Annotated in this window: 14 protein-coding genes and 3 pseudogenes; 12 read left to right on the forward strand and 5 right to left on the reverse strand. The window is 36.2% G+C overall.

The genetic code is table 11. The annotated features are described in order from the left end of the window. The first annotated feature begins 1,019 nt into the window (after positions 1-1,019). Positions 1,020-1,343, forward strand: coding sequence for a hypothetical protein (locus EJF25_RS21960; RefSeq protein WP_125042728.1), 324 nt, complete (start codon positions 1,020-1,022; stop codon positions 1,341-1,343). A 469-nt stretch (positions 1,344-1,812) separates the two neighbouring features. On the opposite strand, the gene EJF25_RS21965 is transcribed toward EJF25_RS21960, so the two are convergent. Further along, complete coding sequence (locus EJF25_RS21965) at positions 1,813-2,493, reverse strand: hypothetical protein (protein ID WP_125042729.1); 681 nt, start codon at positions 2,491-2,493, stop codon at positions 1,813-1,815. Positions 2,494-2,556: 63 nt separating this feature from the next. After that, a pseudogene (locus EJF25_RS21970) lies at positions 2,557-2,778 on the reverse strand (TonB-dependent receptor plug domain-containing protein); the annotation flags it as partial. 309 nt (positions 2,779-3,087) lie between these two features. Between EJF25_RS21970 and EJF25_RS21975 the strand changes: the two are divergent. Together EJF25_RS21975 and EJF25_RS21980 are read left to right on the forward strand one after the other, a co-directional pair. Continuing rightward, complete coding sequence (locus EJF25_RS21975) at positions 3,088-4,314, forward strand: sensor histidine kinase (protein WP_125042730.1); 1,227 nt, start codon at positions 3,088-3,090, stop codon at positions 4,312-4,314. Beyond that, positions 4,314-5,042 (forward strand): LytR/AlgR family response regulator transcription factor, encoded by a 729-nt coding sequence (locus EJF25_RS21980; RefSeq protein ID WP_125042731.1) that lies wholly within the window; start codon positions 4,314-4,316, stop codon positions 5,040-5,042. The genes EJF25_RS21975 and EJF25_RS21980 overlap by 1 nt, the downstream gene beginning before the upstream one ends. Before the next feature lie 16 nt (positions 5,043-5,058). Here EJF25_RS21980 and EJF25_RS21985 read toward each other — a convergent pair whose 3' ends face one another. Together EJF25_RS21985 and EJF25_RS21990 are read right to left on the reverse strand one after the other, a co-directional pair. Then, positions 5,059-6,243 (reverse strand): C1 family peptidase, encoded by a 1,185-nt coding sequence (locus EJF25_RS21985; RefSeq protein WP_125042732.1) that lies wholly within the window; start codon positions 6,241-6,243, stop codon positions 5,059-5,061. Between the two features lie 296 nt (positions 6,244-6,539). Further along, entirely contained in the window at positions 6,540-7,061 is a 522-nt protein-coding gene (locus EJF25_RS21990; RefSeq protein ID WP_125042733.1) for a hypothetical protein, read from the reverse strand. 186 nt (positions 7,062-7,247) lie between these two features. Here EJF25_RS21990 and EJF25_RS21995 point away from each other — a divergent pair, with 186 nt between their 5' ends. Further along, positions 7,248-9,452, forward strand: a complete 2,205-nt coding sequence (locus EJF25_RS21995) for a cation:proton antiporter (RefSeq protein ID WP_125042734.1) — start codon at positions 7,248-7,250, stop codon at positions 9,450-9,452. After that, a complete protein-coding gene (locus EJF25_RS22000) occupies positions 9,449-10,309 on the forward strand; it encodes a patatin-like phospholipase family protein (RefSeq protein ID WP_125042735.1) in 861 nt (286 codons plus the stop codon). Before EJF25_RS21995 ends, EJF25_RS22000 begins: the two co-directional genes overlap by 4 nt. 234 nt (positions 10,310-10,543) lie before the next feature. Here the strand turns inward: EJF25_RS22000 and EJF25_RS22005 are convergent, their stop codons facing one another. Then, positions 10,544-11,416: an aldose 1-epimerase family protein gene (locus EJF25_RS22005; protein WP_125042736.1), complete on the reverse strand. Its 873-nt coding sequence runs from the start codon at positions 11,414-11,416 to the stop codon at positions 10,544-10,546. Positions 11,417-11,837: 421 nt separating this feature from the next. On the opposite strand from EJF25_RS22005, the gene EJF25_RS22010 reads away from it, so the two are divergent. The 7 genes and pseudogenes from EJF25_RS22010 to EJF25_RS22030 all read left to right on the forward strand — a co-directional run bounded on the left by EJF25_RS22010 (position 11,838) and on the right by EJF25_RS22030 (position 22,983). Further along, positions 11,838-13,004, forward strand: a complete 1,167-nt coding sequence (locus tag EJF25_RS22010; protein WP_125042737.1) for an MFS transporter — start codon at positions 11,838-11,840, stop codon at positions 13,002-13,004. 34 nt (positions 13,005-13,038) lie between these two features. Beyond that, positions 13,039-13,926 carry a carbohydrate kinase family protein gene (locus EJF25_RS22015; RefSeq protein ID WP_125042738.1) on the forward strand — a complete coding sequence of 296 codons (888 nt, stop codon included), beginning with the start codon at positions 13,039-13,041 and terminating at the stop codon, positions 13,924-13,926. Between the two features lie 308 nt (positions 13,927-14,234). Next, positions 14,235-16,115, forward strand: a pseudogene (locus tag EJF25_RS22020) (substrate-binding domain-containing protein); the annotation flags it as partial. Between the two features lie 69 nt (positions 16,116-16,184). Next, positions 16,185-16,979 (forward strand): annotated as a pseudogene (locus tag EJF25_RS26690) (response regulator transcription factor); the annotation flags it as partial. An 86-nt stretch (positions 16,980-17,065) separates the two neighbouring features. Next, complete coding sequence (locus EJF25_RS22025; protein ID WP_235016895.1) at positions 17,066-21,349, forward strand: alpha-2-macroglobulin family protein; 4,284 nt, start codon at positions 17,066-17,068, stop codon at positions 21,347-21,349. Positions 21,350-21,391: 42 nt separating this feature from the next. Then, the gene (locus tag EJF25_RS25960) at positions 21,392-22,636 is read left to right on the forward strand and encodes an alpha-2-macroglobulin family protein (RefSeq protein ID WP_235016896.1); all 1,245 of its coding nucleotides are present in this window, start codon (positions 21,392-21,394) and stop codon (positions 22,634-22,636) included. Next, positions 22,636-22,983, forward strand: a complete 348-nt coding sequence (locus EJF25_RS22030) for an MGMT family protein (protein ID WP_125042740.1) — start codon at positions 22,636-22,638, stop codon at positions 22,981-22,983. Before EJF25_RS25960 ends, EJF25_RS22030 begins: the two co-directional genes overlap by 1 nt. The last annotated feature ends 66 nt before the right edge of the window (positions 22,984-23,049 follow it).

The following is a 23,049-nucleotide window of genomic DNA, read 5'->3' on the forward strand; positions in this document are numbered from 1 at the left end:
CTGCTGTCCCGTTAAAAAACGAGGAGTATATCAATTTTAATAAAAAGTGCCCTACAGCATGTTCGAACAAGGGGTAAGATTATGAACTCTGATATTTCCGAACCAAATCGGTTGAATCAAAAACTAGCTATATCTTACTAATTATCATGCACATACAGAGGTCTCTTAAAAGTTTAACGGGACAGTAGTGAAGTAATTTTTTAGAAAAGGCTTAAGTCCTGTATCGAAAAAAATGATATATCGGAGATTATTATTTTTTTATATGTTAATTGTTGAATGTCTCTTGTGTCCTATTTATTGTATTCTTATATTTAGAAAATTTATTTAAAACATTAATGCCATGAAGAATTTATTATTTGGTATTAAAGGGACTACACCATATTTGTATCACCCATTAGTTATTCTATTAAAAATTAATTGTATTATTAATCAAGTGCTTGATAATAATGTACTTAAAAATATATTTTTATCTTAGGACCATGAAGTTTGAACTGTAATATTAATATTAGAAGTCGTTAGAATATAGTATTGGCAATCGTTGATTTATACACTGTAAATTGGTTATTGTTAAGATAGATTTTATGTATTTACTAAACTACCAATATTTACTAAAATTGAAAAACATGAAGCATCTTTATACAATTGTTTTTTTTGATATTAGAATTTATAGTAATATCCTCTTGTAATCAGGATAATTATGAAATGTCAGAGGAAATTTCTAATATAGTTATGTCTAAATCACATATGATTGCCTCTGATTCATTAAATAATAAAGTTATTGTGTCTTGGGTATCGTATGTTAATTTAGAGAAATATTCTGTGATAAATACAAATATTGTCTATGACAGTTCTATCTCAGTTTTATAAAGTTATAGGATTATAAAATTAGATCTAATAAATGATGAAAAAATAAATATTATTTCAATGTTTATCTTTATACTTTTTCTTGTTAGTTGTGATAAGGATGAAAAGGTGGACAATCAAATTGATCTGAAATTCCCGGATTTGAAATACACTGTTTGGGAAGGGACAAAAAACATGTGTATTTTGATGATACTAAAGTAACTGATGATGTTTATATACTTTTTCTAAGTGAAAGTCGTGGTAACCCTATTGTATCTGGAAAAACAAGTTCTCAACAAAGGGATTTTGAATATGTTATTAATGATAGATTATTAACGATAGAAGGTCAAACTGTAGATTTTACGAATCATTTTTTGAATGGTGATTGGATACTGACAGAAATGGGAGTCAATAGAATGGTTTTAGTAAAATATTTGCATAATCGACGTGATAAGTATATATTAGAATTAAGAAAAAACAATAGTGTTGATAATCAATGATTCATTTTTATAGATAACAAAGTATAGTTTTTAAGCGTTATCAGACTGTCTGATTAATCATCTCTTATTTTGTGCTGATTTTTAGTGGAATAATATTGTTTTTATATAAATCTGCAAGTTTTAGTATCTTTGGATATATAAATTTGCAGGTTTTTATGATAAAGACAACTACAATCTCTCCTGTTTCAATTCTGGATGATTTACTCAATCAGTAGCATTTTTTGTATTTGCTTTCTTGTAAAAAAATAGGCAAGTGTTTACTTTGTCGAATGCTTACGAATATTTTGGGTAATATACTAAAGGAATAAAACAGTCACTAACCAATTTTACTTAGTTTACTATCTATCATGTTATTTAGTTTTCGTTTATGATCTTCATATCTTTACATGTATAAATAATCATTGTTTGAAGTTCATAATATTATGTATCTAGCATAGATAATGAATAAATCAAAACGATTTATTTGCATCTAAAGACTAAGTCCGAACACAAAATAAACTTGTTCCTCATAAGGATTAGCGATCAGCTTTCCGAAAATAGGAAGTGAGAAGTTGGAAGTAATCTTTAATTCTTTAGTAGCTGAAAGTCCTACGTTGACTACATTAAATTTGTTGGAATACATACCCTCCCAAGGAGTGAAACCGGCTTCGATACTCATACTGACATCTTTTACACTGAATGGATAACTTACTTCACAATAGCTCGACCATGCACGTTTCTCATTCCCGCGATAGTCGTTACCGGCAAAGACAGTATACCAACTGATGGATAAAGGAAGCTTTTCACTAAGCATATATCCGGCACCAATTTCAAATGTATGGCCGGTAGAATGTGAATTGTAATTGAAATATTTGAAAGGCTCTTCTTCCGTTTGAGTAAAGTAGTTGTTGGCGTAGAGAGTTAGGTTCTTGCACTCATACTCCAAAGACAAGTCTATTTCATTATTTTTGTTTCTGAATTCAGTTGATCCCCAGGCATAGGCAGTCAAACCTTTCCAATTGACACCGAGAGAAGGTTGTACACAGGCATTTCCACTGTCCATACCTCTCCATATATAACTGCTGACAAAATCAGCATTGATAAAAACATCCTGTGATTGTGCGGAGATAGCACAAAAGAGGATTACAATAAGTGTAATAGTTTTCTTCATTTTGTTGACTTGTAGTTTTCGGACGGCAAAGATATGGATTAATAGTTAAATAATGATTAAGAGTAATAAAAAAGAGACAGTTGTGTTTTTATTGAAGTTATAAACACCGTTGGTAGATATTTCTATACCGTAGATTTGTGCTTTGGATACATTATGGAATTGAGCACCAATACCAAATCCTTTGCCATCCATTATCATTTGGAATGCGTCATCAATACTGTTAATCATGCTGTTATTAGCATTATTGAACAGACCGAACTGGAATTCCATCATGTCTTTATACTGCTCATTGGGTTTCAACAATCTGCTTTTCTTTAATAAGTCTTTCCGTAAGCATGTAGGGATGACTCCGCAGGAGTATCGGGAAAAGTAATGTTGATTTACAAATGAGAACTATTCGTATATTGATCTTTCAGTAGGTAATATTTCTAGTGTTCCAGACAGAGACGGACAACCCGGAGGTGGGGAACGGCTTGGCTGAGAATGGTAAAAAGATCTAATTTAACGTTGAAATCTTTCCTTTAGTCGATTCCTTTTGCAAGAAAGTTTCAACGGTTTTACTTTTGTGTCCATAACTTAGAACCATGAATAATCATGCAAAGATTGCGTAAACAACAATGGTTAGAGCAGAGTATTTATGCAATTCTCTGGATCGCAGTTTTTCTATTCCCACTAATAGGAGCATATTTTGCTGTTAGTGGTGGGGGAGAAAGAGAAGAAGTATGCGAAATGGTTCGCAATTCTTGGTTGGGTATACTTCCCTTTTTAGGACTTTTCTTGGTGAATAATTATGGTCTGGTCCCTTATTTTTTGTTTAGAAAGAGACATTTAGAATATGTTATTTCTTTAGTTTGTACTGTCATTGCTATTTCTTGTTTTGTTCCCGCGCCTATAGGAATGCCGTTTGGAAAAGGAGATCGGATGGCAAAAGAACGTGTGCTAACAAAAGAGCAACTTAGAAATCAGATAATAAAACATAGAGAACGAGCGCGGGAAATGAATAATGCTCATTGGAATTCTGAACAAGATATCAAAGAAGAGAAATCCAAAATGGAACCTCAACCTCGTGTGAGGGTAGATAGACGACCGTACTCATTGATGAAACATGCTCCTTTTCCTCCTTTCTTCATTCGTTATCTGATTCATATTGTCACTGCTTTTTTGATCGTCGGTTTCAACATTGCAATCAAGCTTTTCTTTAAATCCGTTCGGGATGATGAACACTTGAAAGAATTGGAGAACCAGCGTTTGCAATCGGAATTGAAATATCTTAAATATCAGATTAATCCACATTTTTTTATGAATACACTTAATAATATTCATGCACTGGTGGATATTGATAACCAAAAGGCAAAAGAATCTATTGTAGAACTTTCTAAATTGATGCGTTATGTACTCTATGAGGCGAGTAATAAAACAATTCTGTTGTCTCGTGAAATTCAGTTTCTAAAAAACTATATTACATTGATGAGCCTTCGTTTCACAGATAAGGTTTTTATAAAGGTAGAGTTTCCGGCGGAAGTTCCTGAAGCACAAATACCTCCTTTACTTTTTATCTCTTTTATTGAGAATGCTTTTAAACATGGAGTCAGTTATCGTAGGGAGTCTTTTATCCATGTCAGTATGCAACTGGAAGAAGGAAATCGTATTTCATTTCGTTGTGCTAACAGTTGCGGTGGCATGGTAAATAAAAAAGATCATGGTATCGGGTTGGAGAATATCCGTAAGCGATTGAGACTTCTGTTTGGTAATGATTATACTCTTTCCATTACTGAAAAGGAAGATGAATTTGATGTTTTACTATTAATACCTTTATTATAATGAGATGTATTGCAATTGATGATGAGCCGTTGGCATTGACACAACTATCGGATTATATATCCCGCGTACCTTTTCTTACTTTGGTAAAATCTTGTCAGGACGCTTTTGAAGCGATGAAATTATTATCTGAAGAAGAAATTGAATTGATTTTTGTAGATATTAATATGCCTGATCTAAACGGGCTGGATTTTATACGTTCTTTGATTAATTGTCCGATGGTGATATTCACTACGGCTTATTCAGAGTATGCAGTAGAGGGGTTTAAACTTGATGCGGTTGATTATCTGTTGAAACCGTTTGAATTTCAGGATTTGTTGAAAGCAGCAGATAAAGCACGCCGTCTATATGAATTCCGTATATTGGAACAGCAGGGAGAATTGGGGAATACTTCACAGCTTAAAGATGATTCGTTGTTTGTGAAGAGTGATTACAAAGTAGTTCGTATTGATATAAAGAATATTCGGTATATTGAAGGGATGAGTGAATATGTTCGTATTTTTGTGGAAAGTGAAGATAAACCGATTATTACTCTTTCTAGCCTTCAGAAAATGGAAGAACGGCTTCCCTCGCATTTTATGCGGGTCCACCGTTCTTATATTGTCAATCTTCATAAGATAACCGAAGTGTCCAGGCTTCGTATTATTTTCGATAAGAATACATATATTCCTGTAGGCGATAATTACAAGGAAAAATTTACGGAGTATATCAGTAAACTCAGTCTCTCCTGAATATTTCTGTTTTAGCTTATTTAATTCCTAATTTCTTAGCGATATCTTTAGGAAGTGCATCTTTGTGTACTACTATATTCATTGTTTTGTAAGCAACGAATGGTTTGGAAGCATACCAGATTCCTTCGTATTTTCCGGCTTTACCCCATGAGTTCTTTACCATGAAGTATTCTTTTCCATTCTGGTCTTTAGCAATACCGTAGATAACCATCCCATGGTCGTCAGTAGTTTCCCAATTATCGAATGCTGTTTGGCGCATTTCTTGAGTGATTTCCATTTCCGGACGTGGTCGATTAGTCATCTCTTTACGTCTATCGGCAGGAGTCTGACCTGTCCAGCGTGCCATATCAGACCCACTTTGTTCTACATCTTTATTTACGTCAGGCATTACTGCAATACCATCACGAGTGAAGCCTTGTTCGCTAACATCGCTACCCCATGCAAAAGTATATCCTTTATTTACCGCATTGTCCATCACAGCCATAAATTCATCGATAGGCAAGTTGTATGATAAACCATTACGCCAGTTATCTTGGATCTCAATAGCGAATTGAGTGTAAAATGGATGATGGGTATATGAAGTCAATGATACATAATCCTCGGCTTTCAGACCTAATGATTCAACAAAAGATTTAGGAGTATATTCCTTGCCTCGGTAAGTGAATTTCTCAGGGCATTCTCCCAAGTATGTATCATAGATAGCACTTAATCCTTTTTTCCATACAGGAGTCAGTTTGCTGAATTTTCCTTTTGCAATTGCATTCACATAGGCTTCGGCTACTGCATCTAATTCATTATGTACGGGAAGTGAATCACCATACATGATACCTGGCATTGCTTCTTGTGGAACCAGACCGTAATTTTTCATACAATATATGATGTCATAGAAACTTCCACCAGGTGAGAAAGAGCTATCGCCATGATAGCGTACATAGTTTGCTCCGCGATCTTCCATCGTTTTGTGTACGACGAACATTTCTGATAAATCATGTTCACCTTTACCTAGACGAAGTAATTCTGATTCAAGGAATCCTAAGGCGGAGAAACTCCAACAAGTACTTGAACGATTTTGGTTTTTGATAGAAGTGATCGGATTTTCTTTCACTGTTGTGAATACAAATCCTTCTTCGGATTTTGCATCTTGTGCCATAGTGCTTAGGCTGAACAGGCCTAAGGCAGCAATAATGATTGTCTTTTTCATTTTTATGAAATTAATATAATTTATTTTGGATGCAAATATAGGCAATCTCTGCTGTATTTCCATCTGATTGTATACTAGTTGCATAAAAAAAGAATGAATGTTATTGTATTTTAGGCCGATAGGTTCGTTCAGAGAATGTAATGTTCAGAAAGAGGGATTAGTTGCTTTCTTTTTCTGAATGACAACATAAGAATTGCCAATTCCTGTATCTTATATTGAATGATGAAGAGAAATAACGCGGACTTTAAGAGTTTAAACTCATAAATCCGCGTTATTAAAATAGGATTCACTAAGATCTATTCTGCATTCTTTTTAGGTGCTATATAATCTTCTTTAATAAACTCATCGTATACTCGTTTGGGGTGATCAAAAGAAGCTGTCCCATTTCTACTTTCATCGAAATTCTCACGACGGAATTGTTTGAGCTTTACATTACCTTCAGCGTATTCTCTTAACTTTTTATGGTCTCTTCCGTAAAGAGAACTTTCAATTACATCCGAGTTTAACAGACTTTCCTTAGGAGTAATTGTGGGCAAAAGAACTTGTTCTAACAATCCGCGATAGGCACCATTGTACTCACACAATACTACATCTTGAATTACAAATATACGATATGTATACTTCGACCATGCAGTTTTGATAATGACTTCCTTAGCATATATTTCAATTGTAGCTTCCGAACCGTATTCTTGATCTCGGATAACGACAATGGTTCTACCATCGAGTTCTTCCATTACTGAAGTGGTCCATCGGGGAGAATTCATAACTTCCTCAATGATTTCGGGCAATTTTTCTTTAATTTCAAATTGTATCCTCATAGTTCTTGCCTGTGGGTCAGGACTTTTTATACACCCGCCTTAAAACGATTAAGGTGTTCTAAAGTTATGAATTAGAAATGATAAAAGCAAGAATTAGCTTGAAAATTTAGATTTTTATGCAAACTAAGTAATGATTTTATTTGTTTTATTCGTATATATGCAGCAAACTACAAAACTTCAATATCTATGCAAAAGAGAATTAGGAAGAATTACCTTATTTATGCTACAATGCTGCTCTTATTCGGGGGGCTTATTTATATTGCAATTGAAGAGGGAGATCGATTTTTACATCATGAGGGAAATTTTACGGTAGTACAAGGCGAGCCTTTTGCTATGTTCTGTCAGTTTATGTCAGATAATCTACACCATCCATTGACAACTTTGCTTATTCAGATTATTGCTGTATTGCTAATGGTACGTCTATTTGGTTATCTTTTTAATTATATAGGGCAACCGGGAGTTATAGGTGAAATTGTTGCTGGTATTGTATTAGGTCCTTCTGTATTGGGGGCTTTGTTTCCTGATGCTTTTCAATTTCTTTTTCCACCCGATTCATTGACTAATCTGGAATTGTTGAGTCAGGTAGGCTTGATTCTTTTTATGTTTGTAATTGGTATGGAACTTGATTTTAGTGTATTGAAGAATAAAATCAATGAAACATTAGTCATTAGTCATGCAGGTATTCTGGTTCCATTCTTTTTGGGCATTTTGTCTTCTTATTGGATATACGAGGAATATGCGTCATCTCAAACTCCTTTTCTTCCTTTTGCCCTTTTTATAGGCATATCGATGAGTATTACTGCCTTTCCTGTTTTGGCACGTATCATTCAGGAGCGGAATATGACAAAAACTCCTTTGGGTACATTGGCTATTGCTTCGGCTGCTAATGATGATGTGACAGCTTGGTGTTTGCTGGCAGTTGTGATAGCTATTTCAAAAGCGGGAAGTTTTGCCAGTGCTCTCTATTCTGTAGGATTGGCTGTGGTGTATATTGCAATTATGTTTCTGGTGGTTCGTCCCTTTCTGAAAAAGGTAGGAGAGGTTTATGCAAATCAGGAAGCTATCAATAAGACTTTTGTTGCTTTTATTCTTTTAATTCTGATTATTTCATCTTGTATTACTGAGGTAATAGGTATTCATGCATTGTTTGGTGCTTTTATGGCGGGAGTGGTGATGCCTTCTAATATTGGTTTCCGTAAGGTAATGATGGAAAAGGTAGAGGATATTTCATTGGTATTCTTCTTGCCTTTGTTTTTTGCTTTCACCGGGCTTCGTACGGAAATTGGTTTGATAAATAGTCTGGAACTATGGTTAGTGTGTTTATTGTTAGTGACGGTAGCTGTAGCCGGAAAGTTAGGTGGATGTGCTGTAGCAGCTCGTTTGGTCGGAGAGTCTTGGAAGGATAGTTTGACAGTAGGAACTTTGATGAATACTCGTGGATTAATGGAGTTGGTTGCATTAAATATTGGTTATGAAATGGGAGTTCTTCCTCCGTCCATTTTTGTAATTTTAGTTATTATGGCGTTGGTCACTACTTTTATGACTACTCCGTTGCTACATTTAGTCGAACGTTTCTTTGTACATCGGGAAGAAAGGTTATCTTTGAAGCGTAAATTGATTTTATGTTTTGGAAGACCGGAGTCGGGAAGAAATCTTTTATCTATTTACTATCTGTTGTTTGGTCAGAAATTGAAAAAAGAACATTTAATTACTGCTCACTACACAGTTGGTACGGACTTGAATCCATTGAATGCTGAGTACTATGCTCAGGAAAGTTTTGCTTTGGTGAATCAGCGGGCAAAAGAGTTGGATATTCAGGTGGATAACCGTTATCGGGTGACTGATAAACTGGTACAGGAGATGATTCATTTTGTACGTAAAGAACGGCCGGATATGTTATTGTTAGGAGCGGGTAGTCATTATCGTCCGGATACGTCAGGAACAACTCCCGGGGCTATTTTGTGGCTGTCTTTGTTTCGGGATAAGATTGATGAGGTGTTGGAGCAGGTGAAGTGTCCGGTAGCAGTATTTGTGAACCGTCATTATCGGGAAGGAGCAATGATCAGTTTGGTACTTGGAGGTATGATTGATACATTTCTGCTCTTCTATTTGGAGGGAATTCTTGCAGCTGGTCATTCTGTCCGTCTTTTTCTTTTTGATACGGATGATGATGAGTTTCGGTTGAAAATAAGAGAATTAATGGAGAAATATCCGGGATTGATTTCTCCGGTTGGTTTTACAAAAGCTGATGATTTGATAACAGAGGATAAAGATGGTTTGCTCATTATGAGCCATCTTTCATATACAAAATTGGCGGAGGAAGAGGAAGTGTTATCTAAGCTATCTTCTTTGTTAGTGATTCGCCGAAATAAAAGTAATGGAAATAAATGAAGAATTTAGAAATAGATAGATTTACAGGATTGGTGTTGGAAGGTGGTGGTATGCGTGGAGTGTTTACCTGTGGTGTACTTGATTATTTGATGGATCGTGACATTCGCTTTCCTTATACGATAGGAGTTTCTGCAGGGGCGTGTAACGGATTATCATATGCTTCGCGTCAGCGAGGGCGTGCTAGATACAGCAACATAGATTTATTGGAAAAGTATAATTATATCGGTTTGAAGTATTTACTCAAGAAGCGTAATATCCTTGATTTCGACTTACTGTTTAATGAATTTCCAGAACATATTCTTCCTTATGATTATAAAACCTATTTTTCTTCATCTGAACGTTACGTGATGGTGACAACAAACTGTCTGACGGGGGAAGCTAATTATTTCGAAGAAAAAAGAGATAAGAATAGAGTCATTGACATTGTTCGTGCATCAAGTAGTTTACCTTTTGTTTGCCCTATTGCCTATGTAGATGATGTTCCTATGCTTGATGGAGGAATTGTAGATTCTATTCCTTTACAACGTGCTATAGCAGATGGATATGTCAAAAATGTAGTTGTATTGACTCGTAATCGTGGCTACCGGAAAGATTCTAAAGATATTCGTATACCTTCTTTCGTATATCGGAAATATCCGAAATTACGTGAGGCACTTAGTCGTCGTTGTGCTGTATATAATGAGCAATTGGATATGGTTGAACGTATGGAGGATGAAGGCAAGATCATTGTGATTCGTCCATTGAAACCAGTGATGGTGGACCGCATTGAACGGGATATTCAGAAATTGACGGATTTTTATGAAGAAGGATATGAGTGTGCAAAGAGCTTATTTGAATCGAAGAATACATTCATTTGAAGAAAGAATGTTTGAATATTTGTCCCCGTCTATTAGAACTGATCAAATCAATGAGTAATTGTTTTTTATGTATCAGGAATAATATACCTTGCAACAATACTTATAGTAATGGGTAATGGTATTGCTTATTTTTGCAGGAGCTACTAGGTTTGGGGTTTGTAGAAATAGATTAGTTAGTAAAAGGACTGTTTAGGAGATTCTTAACAGTCCTTTTACATTTTAATTAAAGTTCAGTTATTCATTGATTTCTATTGTATATCCTCCTTTGAAGGTCTCACCTGCTTGTAAATGCTGCATCCAGTCTTTGTCTTTATATTCTCCGGTATAGTGAGCCCGGTCACATCTTCCGTACCAAGGTTCGATACATACAAACGGAGCATTCTTACCAGGAGGTGACCATAATCCTACTACTGGTGCTGTAAAGCGAAGGCTGAGATATGCCTTTTTCTCCTTATTATATAAGGTAACGTTTTTTACCTGACTATTTTCTATTATCAATGCATCATTATCGAAAGTATGAGTATCTAATGGTAATAATCCATCAGTTAATACTAGTGGATATTCAGTAGAAGGGTCGGCGCATCCTTTTTCGGAAATTAGGATGTATTTCAGATGGTCCTTTTTATTAAAGCCGAAATATCCTCGTTCTTGAGTCGCTTCTTCAAAGTCAGGCCAATAAAAAGCCGGATGAGCGCCGATCTGAAAAAACATTTCTTTTTCTCCTGTATTTTTGACTTCCCAAATTACTTCGATTTGTTTTTTATGAATACGATAACCTATTTCCAAACAGAAAGGATAAGGATATTTTGCCAGAGTTTCTTGATTGCTGATGAGACGGTAACGAAGTTCATCTGTTTTTTCGGAGATAAGTGTAAATTCCATATCACGAGCAAATCCATGTTGGGTTAGACTATAAACAGCTTTTCCAACGCGGTATTCATTTTCCCAAACACTCCCTACAATGGGGAAAAGTACTGGAGAATGACGTTTCCAGAATGTGGGGTCTGCTTGCCATAAATATTCTTTTCCATTGGCAAAGATACTGCAAAGTTCAGCTCCATGGGGAGATACCTGAATACTGATTTGAGAGTTACGTATTGTGTTCATTGAAATTCAAAATTATTTTCTTCTGATTTGAATGTACAAAGATACTATTTTCGAAAGTATATATAAATCTTAGTTGATAAAAAACGTGATATAATTATCTCTTTGGGTATGGTGAAATAAACGTGATATTTACTACAATAAATTTTTCAAAATGAATATGCCGTAAATTCTTTCGAGGTGAGGAGAATAACCATTTGGATTTGTAGAAAACATCATTAAGTATCAAATATAACAGAGAATGAAACAAATGTTTCATTTAACAAAGCTAGTTTACGCTAACTTTGCCGAAAGAAATGGGTTAATTAAAATTCTTTTTAATGCTATATCTTATTAGCATTAATCTATAGAGATAAGGGAAAAAGCCCAGTGAGAAAATATATAGAGTATATGGAAAATATTAATAAACTAATAAGATAAAACAATGGAAAATACAAAAAACTCTTCTCTTTCAAAGCTTATTCCTGTGATGTTTTGCTTCTTTGCTATGGGCTTCGTCGATTTGGTAGGAATTGCTTCTAATTATGTAAAACAGGATTTGGGATTATCCGATGCTCAGGCCAATATCTTCCCTTCATTAGTATTCTTTTGGTTCCTGATTTTTTCAGTACCTACAGGTATGTTGATGAGCCGTATCGGACAGAGAAAAACAGTTTTGTTAAGTCTGGTGATAACTTTTATCTCTTTACTTTTGCCGATCTTTGGTGATGGTTATATGTTAATGCTGATTTCGTTTTCTTTGTTAGGTATTGGAAATGCTTTGATGCAGACTTCTTTGAATCCGCTTCTTTCTAATATAGTACGAGGTGACCGTTTAGCTAGCAGTCTAACTTTTGGTCAGTTTGTAAAAGCGATAGCTTCTTTCTTGGCACCATTCATTGCTATGTGGGGAGCAACTCAGGTGATTCCGTCTTTGGGTTTAGGTTGGCGTGTACTATTTCCTATTTATATGATTATAGCAGTTATTGCTATTCTGTTGCTTAATGCTACACAGATTGAAGAAGAAAAAGAAGAGGGTAAGCCTTCTACTTTCGGACAGTGTCTGGCATTGTTGGGTAAACCGTTTATCTTGCTCTGTTTCTTAGGAATCATGTGCCATGTTGGTATAGATGTAGGGGCAAACACTACTGCTCCTAAAATTCTGATGGAACGTCTCGGAATGAGTTTATATGATGCTACTTCTGCAACAAGCTTTTATTTTATTTCCCGTACGTTCGGTTGTTTGTTGGGTACATTAATATTACGTATGATGTCTCCGAAATCTTTCTTTGGTTTCAGTGTTATTATGATGTTAGTTGCAATGGTAGGGTTATTGATATTCCACGATAAGACAATGATTTATGCTTGTATTGCTTTGATTGGTTTTGGCAACTCAAATGTATTTTCTGTTATTTTCTCTCAGGCACTACTTTATTTGCCGGGTAAAAAAAATGAAGTTTCCGGTTTGATGATCATGGGACTTTTCGGAGGAACTGTTTTTCCGTTGGCAATGGGAGTTGCATCTGATGCAATAGGGCAGAATGGTGCAGTTGCAGTAATGACTATTGGGGTACTTTATTTGCTGTTTTTTACATTTCGTATTAGAAAATAATATTATATTTGACGAAAAATAAAATCTGTTGATTATGAATAATATAATAGTAGGTATGGGCGAGGCCCTGTGGGATGTATTACCCGAAGGAAAGAAAATAGGTGGTGCTCCGGCAAATTTTGCATACCATGTTTCACAGTTTGGATTTGATAGTCGTGTAGTAAGTGCAGTCGGGAAAGATGAATTGGGGGATGAGATTTTAAAAGTATTCAAAGAAAAGAATCTGCAACATCAGATTGAATCTGTGGATTATCCTACCGGTACGGTACAGGTAACACTTGACGGTGAGGGAGTACCTTGTTATGAGATTAAAGAAGGAGTTGCATGGGACAATATACCTTTTACGGATGAGCTAAAGCGTTTGGCGTTGAATACACGTGCTGTTTGTTTTGGTTCTTTAGCACAACGTAATGAGGTTAGTCGTGCTACTATCAATCGTTTTCTCGATACAATGTCGGACATGGAAGGACAATTGAAGATATTTGATATTAATCTTCGGCAGAATTTTTATACGAAGGAAGTGTTGAGCGAGTCATTTCAACGTTGTAATATTCTGAAAATTAATGATGAAGAATTGGTGACTATCAGCCGAATGTTTGGTTATCCCGGTATTGACCTGCAGGATAAATGTTGGATTCTTTTGGCTAAGTATAATCTAAAAATGTTGATATTAACGTGTGGTACGAACGGAAGTTATGTTTTCACTCCCGGAGTTGTTTCTTTTCAAGAGACTCCCAAAGTGCCTGTTGCAGATACTGTTGGTGCAGGAGATTCGTTTACTGCTACTTTTTGTGCTTCTATTTTAAAAGGTGAATCCGTGCCCGAAGCTCATAGGTTAGCTGTAGAAGTTTCTGCTTATGTTTGTACTCAGAGTGGCGCTATGCCGGAACTTCCTTCTGTTTTAAAAGATAAGTTACTGTAGTATCTCTACTACAAGACTGATATTTTTAGATTTAAAGATGGAAACCTTTCAAAGTAAACCTATTGCTTTGAGAGGTTTTTATTGTTTGAATATATAAGGTTGTAACGATGATTTTTTTATAAGATAAAACTAATAATTTGACTTCATAGCTATAACATTATCCATTATCTTATGTTTTAGATCAATAAGATATTTGTTTCTTCTTATTTGACTTTTAAGAGAAAACTGCTATCTTTATCCCGATATCGATATATGAAGATTAGGATTGTATGGTAGAAGAGAAAAAAGGTAGAGAAAAACACGATATTATGAGATATTTTCATTGGATAGGATTTTTGTTTTGTCTTGTTATGATAGTGTCTTGTACACAGGATACTTCTCGTTTTCGTATAGGTGTAGCACAATGTAGCGATGATTCCTGGCGCCATAAGATGAATGACGAGATACTTCGTGAAGCAATGTTTTATGATGGTGTGTCTGTTGAAATTCGGTCAGCTAATGATGATAACCATAAGCAAGCAGAAGATATTAGTTACTTTGTGAACAATGGAGTTGATTTACTGATAGTCTCAGCTAACGAAGCTGCTCCGATGACTCCGGTTGTGGAAGAAGCATATGAAAAGGGAATTCCTGTTATAATGGTCGATCGGAAAATCCTTTCTGATAAATATACGGCATATATTGGAGCAGATAATTATGAAATAGGTCGTGCCGTTGGAAATTATATTGCTTCCCGTCTCAAGGGAAAGGGGAAAGTTGTAGAGCTGACAGGACTTAAGGGTTCTACACCAGCAATGGAACGTCACGAAGGATTTATTACTGCAATCAGTCATTATCCGGATATAAAATTGATTGATGAGGCAGATGCGGCATGGGAGAGAGGTCCTGCGGAAATAGAGATGGATAGTATGCTTCTTCGTCATCCTGAAATTGATGCTGTATTTGCTCATAATGACCGTATTGCTCCGGGAGCCTATGAAGCGGCTAAGAAAGTTGGAAGAGAAAAAGAGATGATTTTTGTGGGTATTGATGCTTTGCCGGGTGAGGGAAATGGGTTGGAATTGGTACTTGATAGTATACTGGACGCCACTTTTATCTATCCGACAAATGGTGATAAAGTGATGCAATTAGCAATGAATATCCTTCAAAAGAATCCATACCCTAAAGAGACGGTTATGAATACAGCAGTAGTAGATCATACTAATGCCCGGATTATGCAGCTTCAGACAACTCATATTTCGGAACTTGATCAAAAGATAGAAACGTTGAATGGACGAATTGGCAATTATCTTTCACGTGTAGCTACACAACAATTTGGATTGTATGGTAGTTTGTTGATTCTGTTGTTGGTGGCTGGGCTATTACTGGTTGTTTATAAAGCACTGCGTTCTAAAAACCGTTTGAATAAGGAGTTGTCCGTGCAAAAGAAACAATTGGAAGAACAGCGTGATAAGTTGGAGGAGCAACGGGATCAATTAATTCAACTGTCTCATCAATTGGAGGAAGCTACTCATGCTAAACTGGTTTTTTTTACAAATATATCTCATGATTTTCGTACTCCATTGACATTGGTTGCCGATCCGGTTGAACAATTACTAGCCGATAAATCGTTGAATTCGGACCAACACAGAATGTTGATGCTAGTACAGCGTAATGTAAGCATTCTCCTTCGTTTGGTTAATCAGATTCTGGACTTCCGCAAATATGAAAATGGTAAGATGGAATATACGCCTCTTCCTTTAGATTTACTTTCATGTTTTGAAAGTTGGAATGAGTCATTTCAGGCGGCTGCCCGTAAAAAGCATATTCATTTTTCTTTTGATAATATGCCGGATACTGACTATCATACTTTGGGGGATGTGGAAAAATTGGAACGAATTTACTTTAATTTACTCTCAAATGCATTTAAATTTACTCCGGAAAATGGAAAAGTTACTGTGCGCTTATTGGCATTTACAAAGGAAGAACAACGTTGGTTGCGTTTTACAGTCGCTAATACAGGTTCTTTAATTTCTGCCGAACATATTCGGAATATCTTCGATCGTTTCTATAAAATAGATATGCATCATGCCGGTTCGGGGATTGGATTGGCGTTGGTAAAAGCTTTCGTTGAATTACATGGTGGTGTTATTACTGTGGAAAGCGATGAAAGACAGGGAACGGTTTTTACTGTAGAGTTACCGGCACAAACTGGTCTTTTAAATTCTTTGAATGAAGAAACAGCAGCTTCTATTATGGATTATCAGGTAGATGATTTATTGTCAGCAGAAGAAAAAGAACTAGAAAAGGGATATGATTCATCCAAGCCATCTATTTTGATTATTGATGATAATGAGGATATTCGTTCTTATGTCCATGGGTTACTTCATTCGGAATATACGGTTGTTGAAGCAGCAAACGGTTCGGAAGGAATTCGAAAGGCAATGAAGTATGTACCTGATTTGATTATTTCTGATGTGATGATGCCTGGTATTGATGGAGTAGAATGTTGTCGTCGTCTGAAAAGTGAATTACAGACTTGCCATATTCCTATTATGTTATTAACAGCCTGCTCATTGGATGAGCAACGTATTCAGGGATATGACGGTGGAGCGGACTCTTATATTTCCAAACCTTTCAGTTCGCAACTGCTGTTATCGCGTGTTCGAAATTTGATAGATTCACATCGTCGTTTGAAACAATTCTTTGGAGATGGACAGACTTTGGCTAAAGAAGATGTTTGTGACATAGATAAAGATTTTGTCGAAAGATTCAAGGTTTTAATTGAGGAGAAGTTGGGAGATTCAAATCTGAATGTAGAAGATTTGGGTAAAGATATGGGATTAAGTCGTGTACAGCTCTATCGCAAAATAAAATCATTAACTAACTATTCTCCAAACGAGTTACTTCGTATCGCCCGTTTAAAGAAAGCAGCGTCTCTACTTGCTTCTTCGGATATGAATGTAGCAGAGATAGGTTATGAAGTAGGATTCAGTTCACCTTCGTATTTTACAAAATGCTATAAAGAACAGTTTGGAGAAAGTCCTACAGATTTTTTGAAAAGGAAAGGATAAGGATTAAATTATAAAATAATATGAAGTTTGAAGGCTGATTTATCTTTTTAATTCTTATTTTTGTAAAGAGGATAACTATTAATACTATGATTGCTAAACACTTCTGTTTTAAAAGTTTTTTGTTGTGTGGGCTATTATTTCTATCCGGTTGGATATATGGTCAATCAACAACTTGGGAGAACTGCTCTCCGGAGACTATGGTTTTTGAACTGACAAATAAGGAAGCATTGAAACTTATTAAAGGAAAATTCAAGCAAAAACATTGGGATAAAGTGTTGAAGACACCATTCGCCAGTTTTACGAAAACATGGGTAGACCGACCTTCTATGGGGCATTTCTTATTTGCTGATGTATATAGAAACGAAGTTCGTTACCGATATGACTCGGCAATTCCTTTTCAAGTTTTTCTTTTTAAAGAATATGGGATGTTGTCTTTGCAAGTAGTCGATTCTTTAGGAACGATACGAGGGGACGCCAAAGTTCGTGTTGATGGTCAGGTTATAGATTACGAAGAGATAAGCCATACATATACAGATGATAATTGGTCACAAAATGAACAACATATTCTAACTGTGGAATTGGATAAATTCCGTGCGGTCTTCGATTTGACAAAACATTTCGTTCCACCTTGGAGTGGTGGAAGTTCATACAGCGATAAGCCTGATTTTTATAGCTATTTGATTACTGATAAAAATAAGTATAAACCTGGTGAAACAGTGCGATTCAAATCTTATGCTCTTTCCAGATATAAAAGAGCATTAAGGCAGGAGCTTTCTTTATGGTTACGTACAGGTGGACAACATCCATTCAAGAAAATACTATCTGTCAATCCTTATCATCCTGGAGGTTTTGCCGGAGAATTTCAATTAGTGGATTCTTTGGATCTGAAACTGGGACAAAGGTACAGTATGCAACTTAGAGATGCAAGTGAGCGTATTGTTGCTACGACAGAATTTGTATATGAGGATTATGAACTAAATGGGAATAAATTGCAATTGACTTTAGACTCACATACACATTACTTTCCTAATAAGAACCGTTTGAATATTTATGCCACAGATGTGAACGGGCTTCCTTTGCGAGAAACTGTTGTGGATGTGACTGTCAAAAGACAGGAAGTTCTGAAATCCTATTCGGAATTATTGCTACTTCCCGATACTTTGATGGCTATGCAGGTAGAACTGGATGCTTTGGGTGAGGCGACAGTGGATATTCCTTCAGATTTATTTGGTGCTTCTAACTGTGTATATAATGTGGAGGTAGTGTTGTTTACTTCGGATAACCAGCGGTTGGAACAGCATAGTGAAGCTACATTCTATCATTCTTGTTATGAAATTCGTAATACCATGCAGGGAGATACCCTTTGCCTGTCGTTGTTCGACTTGGGAGAAGAACGTCCTATGGAAGCATTATTAGATTATGGTGATAAGAAGAAAAAGAAAATTCAGTTACCTTATAGGGAACCTTTCAAACAATCTGTTGCAAAATACTGGATAGACCTACCTGATATTGGATATCAGACATGTGTTTATTCCTCTGACATAGATCCTAAATTGGAATTAATAGGAGGTATTGAGAAAGATTCACTTTGTGTTTCCCTTTCCAATCCGTTGCAATTAGAGTTTTCATGGTATGTATATCAGGAAAATCAACTGTTAGGAAAAGGCTTTGGAAAAGAATTGGAATATAAACAAGGTTTGATTGATCCTTCCTCTGTTTATTATGTGGAAATCTTCTACTTCTTGGGAAACGAGGAATGTGAATTAAGACGTGCGTATACATCCTCTACTAAACACTTGCTGATTGAGTCCGATTTGCCTGATCAGGTTTATCCGGGTCAAAAAGTATCAGCGGAATTAAATGTAACGGATGTGCAAGGACATCCTGTTGCTAATGTAGATTTGACTGCATTCTCTGTCAATAGCCAGTTGGAATATAATATCCCTAATTTGCCTTCGTATAATAAGACTCTTCGGGCACGCGAACAACGTGTCTCTTATTCTATAGATGAAATAGACTATTTACATACTACCACGTTGGATTATTCACGTTGGAATAGCTTGCTTCATTTGGATCAGCTTCTTTATTATCAGTTCGCTTATCCTTCAAAGATATTTCGTCATACTGTTGATACTCCTGACCGAACCACTCAGTTTGCGCCATATGTAATGAAGAATGGAGAGGCGGTTGATATTTACGTGATTGAACAGAATGATGTTCCTTGCTATTTCTCTTGGACGGAACAGATGAAAGGGTATTCTTTTCTTGCTTGTTGTCCCCAGGGAAAGCAAAAATTAACTTTACGAATGGCGGACCGTGCTTTTGTTATTGATTCAATTGCTTTTGAGCCGGGTAAGAAAACGATTCTTAGTTTTGATATGGATCATGTGCCGGAAGGGATAAAGGTTATTTGGTTGAATCAGAAAAATGCTCAAGAAAAATACGAATTTACGGATATAGAGAGAAAACGATATGAACAATATATTTGTAGGCTTCCTGTACAGGAAAATTCAGATTATACCTGTTTGAGAAGAAATGGTGAGGAATTTCCTGTTTCACTTCGAGGTTTGTCACCTGTTTATAAGAAAGTTTTGTTGGTAGGGCCAATTGAACCGGCTGTTTGGCAGTATACGAATGGTGTTTCGTATAAACATGAAGGTGGGTTCTCTTATAAATTTGAGGATAATGTAGCTTATAAATATAAAGATGATAATCTTTGTCCAAAAACATTGAGCTTTTCATCTGAAGCAACGATATTAACATTAGATGACTTCTGTTTGACTTCGGCGGTCATTCGTGATCTCTTGACCGAATACAAGAAAGGGAATATTTGGTCTCCTACTCAAATTTATATTTCTTTGCCGGATAAAAAGTTGAAATTTCATCTTCCAAAAGATAAGAATTTTACCGGTGTGGCAAACTTACTCTTTAGAAATTGTGAAACCGGAGCATTACTGTTGCCTGATACATTGATAAAAGAAAGTAAGACATATGCTCATTTCCCGGCCGGTGTATATGATGCTATATTGCTTTATAATGATGGAAAGTATTTGCAATGGAATAATTTGACAGTGAAGTCTAATACTTATTTGGATGTTAATATGGAAAGTATGGCTTTGAATGAATGTGATTCATTGTCTGCATCTTGGCTTTCTGTTAGCGGCTCTGTAGGCGGCATTGGCGTTAATCAACAAAAAGGTCGGAGTATGAGTCTTAAACGACCATCACGAAGATATGGAAATATGGTTTGCGGTTATGTAACAGCCTCTTCCGGAGAACCCATCATAGGAGTTTCTGTGATGATTAAAGGAACGCAAGAGGGAACAATTACAAATATGGAAGGTTATTTTGAGCTAAACTGTGGAAGAGGGGAGATACTTCAATTTTGTTATGTCGGTTATAAGCGGCAAGAAGTACAAGCTGTTTCTGGTATGGACTTGTTTGTTACGATGGAAGAAGGTAATGTTGTTTTGGAAGAAGTGGTGGTGACTGGATTGGGAAGGCAATCGAGAACTTCATTCACTGGAAGTCTGGCAGGAGTAGTTTCTGGTGTTTCGGTAAAATCTTCATCTTCTGTACCTTTAGAAGAGGCTGAGGAGATGGATGAAAAGGAAGAAGCAAAAGCTGATATGGAACACCTGTATAGTGAACTGATGCAGTTGAATGGGGTACGTCGTAATTTCTCGGATGTTGCTTTTTGGCAACCACGTTTGTATACGGATAAAAGAGGAAAGGCACAGTTTGAGGCGACTTTTCCTGATAATGTGACTAAATGGGAGACGGTAGTTTATGCTATGAACCGACGATTGCAGACTGGTACATTCCGTCGTTCCATTCGTTCCTATAAACCGCTGATGGCTGAACTGAAAACTCCCCGTTTTTTTGTGGAGGGAGATGAAAGTGGGATAACTGGAACTATTCGTAATGATTTGGAGAGACAACAAGTCAAGGGACAAACTCTCTTTGCTGTTGGAAGTGATACATTAAACCGTCGAGAAGTGAACTTGACGGAAGGGTTTCATGAAACGTTACCGTTGCGAGTTGCCAATACTGACAGTTTAACTGTGAGTTATCTTTTTACTCGTGATGATGGTTATCGTGACGGAGAAGTATATACAATTCCAGTATTATCTCAAGGTACGGAATTGGCACAAGGTATATTAGGTCTTTTGCAGGATACGAAGCCGGTGAGTATACATGCCGGCGAAAATGAGGAAATTACTGTCAGTATAACTGATAATCCGTTAGATATTTATAAAGAAGCTACAAGTTATTTGACAGGGTATAAATATCTGTGCAATGAACAGTTAGCATCTAAACTAGTGGGACTGTTATCTTATCGGCTTTATATGCAATATGAAGAAGAATAAGTAAAAGTAGACAAAGATATAAAATCAATTATTCGTCATTTATTGAGAAATCAGAATAAACAGAAATTATGGTCGTGGTGGGGTAATAGTGAGGATACTTCTTATTGGATGTCGGCACATATACTACGAGCCTTAAAGTTGGCTAAGGACGAAGGATATACAGTAGAGTTAGATGTAAAAGGATTAGAAAAGGATTATATTCATATGTATCCCTATCGTGGAATGAATCTGGAGCATATTGAAATTCTCCATGCACTTTCTGATTGGGGAGTTACAATTAATAGTTCTAAAGTAACTAAGTTGTTTAATCCGTTGATTAGGAAGTTGGAACAGCAGGAAGATTCGTTGATGAGTAAGAATGATACGTATGTCCCTGTTTCGTTTTTAAAGGACAAGTTGCTTCTTTGGGAGATGATGCAGCGAACAGATTCGATAAATGTAGGTGATAGTTTACGTCATTATCTTAAAAAGGATGTATTAGGAGGTGTATATTGTAGTGATGGACGACGTGCAAAATATTGGGAAGGAGATCATTTAATGAATACGTTAATTGCTTATCGGATGGTTAAGAATGATTCTTCTTTGTGTTATTTGAAAGAAAATATGCAATTATATATTTTGCGTACCCGGCAGCAGGGATGGAATACGTATCAGGCATCCTCAGCAGTGGCTACTGTTTTATCCGATTTGTTGGCAGACTCTAAAAAATGTACGGAAACAGTCGTTTCAATACGTGGCAAGGAGAATAAGCAGATATCTGAATTTCCTTATCATTTTAGATTGGAAGCAGGCGATAGCTTAATAATAGCGAAAAAAGGAAATAACCTTTTGCTTTATAGCGCGTATTCTAAGAAGCGTGTGTTGAACGCCCATGAAAGTGATGTTTTTAAAGTAGAATCAGTTTTGAGTAGTGACACATTGACCGCGGGTATTCCGGCTATCTTGACTGTCACTTTACAAGTGAAACGGGAAAATGCTCAATATGTGTTGATTGACGTTCCTATTCCCGCGGGATGTAGCTATGATTCAAAACCGATTTATACTTCTGGATGTGAAGTATATCGTGAGTATTTCAAAGAAAAGACAGTTATCTTTAGTGAAAGATTACCGATAGGTACTTATCGGTTTAACATTCCTTTGTTACCGCGCTATACTGGTAAATATACGTTGAATCCGGCAAAAGTCGAGTTGATGTATTTTCCGGTAGTAAATGCCAATAATAGTAAAAAAGGAATCCAGATTATAGAAAGAGATATGAAGTCGTTGAATTTGAAAATGAGCAGGTGATGAAAGACTATAAAGAAAATACAACCGGTTTATCTGAAGAATTTTGTAACGATGTATATGGAGTAGTAAAGGAAATTCCTACAGGCAAAGTTTCTACTTATGGAGAGATTGCTGCATTGCTGGGTTTCCCTCAATATTCTCGTATGGTGGGTCGCGCTTTGAAACATGTGCCTCAAGATTTGTCTGTTCCTTGTCACCGGGTAGTCAATGCGGCAGGGAGACTTGTGCCTGGATGGGAAGAACAAAAACAGTTGCTATTGGAAGAAGAGGTGACTTTTAGATCCAATGGTTGTGTGGATATGAAAAAGCATTTATTTCAGCCACTTGGACATTCTTTTTTTTCGTAGAAATGTCTGTATAATGCCGACAACGCAAATAATGCCCCCAATCATGTATCTTGCAGTTTAGTTATT

Source organism: Bacteroides faecalis (genome assembly GCF_003865075.1).
Taxonomy (GTDB): domain Bacteria; phylum Bacteroidota; class Bacteroidia; order Bacteroidales; family Bacteroidaceae; genus Bacteroides; species Bacteroides faecalis.

What these genes read in the sequence shown, in the direction of transcription:
- EJF25_RS21965 (WP_125042729.1), bottom strand. Translation starts at nt 2,493, where the DNA reads ATGAAGAAAACTATTACACTTATTGTAATCCTCTTTTGTGCTATCTCC.
- EJF25_RS21975 (WP_125042730.1), top strand. Translation starts at nt 3,088, where the DNA reads ATGCAAAGATTGCGTAAACAACAATGGTTAGAGCAGAGTATTTATGCA.
- EJF25_RS21980 (WP_125042731.1), top strand. Translation starts at nt 4,314, where the DNA reads ATGAGATGTATTGCAATTGATGATGAGCCGTTGGCATTGACACAACTA.
- EJF25_RS21985 (WP_125042732.1), bottom strand. Translation starts at nt 6,243, where the DNA reads ATGAAAAAGACAATCATTATTGCTGCCTTAGGCCTGTTCAGCCTAAGC.
- EJF25_RS21990 (WP_125042733.1), bottom strand. Translation starts at nt 7,061, where the DNA reads ATGAGGATACAATTTGAAATTAAAGAAAAATTGCCCGAAATCATTGAG.
- EJF25_RS21995 (WP_125042734.1), top strand. Translation starts at nt 7,248, where the DNA reads ATGCAAAAGAGAATTAGGAAGAATTACCTTATTTATGCTACAATGCTG.
- EJF25_RS22000 (WP_125042735.1), top strand. Translation starts at nt 9,449, where the DNA reads ATGAAGAATTTAGAAATAGATAGATTTACAGGATTGGTGTTGGAAGGT.
- EJF25_RS22005 (WP_125042736.1), bottom strand. Translation starts at nt 11,416, where the DNA reads ATGAACACAATACGTAACTCTCAAATCAGTATTCAGGTATCTCCCCAT.
- EJF25_RS22010 (WP_125042737.1), top strand. Translation starts at nt 11,838, where the DNA reads ATGGAAAATACAAAAAACTCTTCTCTTTCAAAGCTTATTCCTGTGATG.
- EJF25_RS22015 (WP_125042738.1), top strand. Translation starts at nt 13,039, where the DNA reads ATGAATAATATAATAGTAGGTATGGGCGAGGCCCTGTGGGATGTATTA.
- EJF25_RS22025 (WP_235016895.1), top strand. Translation starts at nt 17,066, where the DNA reads ATGATTGCTAAACACTTCTGTTTTAAAAGTTTTTTGTTGTGTGGGCTA.
- EJF25_RS22030 (WP_125042740.1), top strand. Translation starts at nt 22,636, where the DNA reads ATGAAAGACTATAAAGAAAATACAACCGGTTTATCTGAAGAATTTTGT.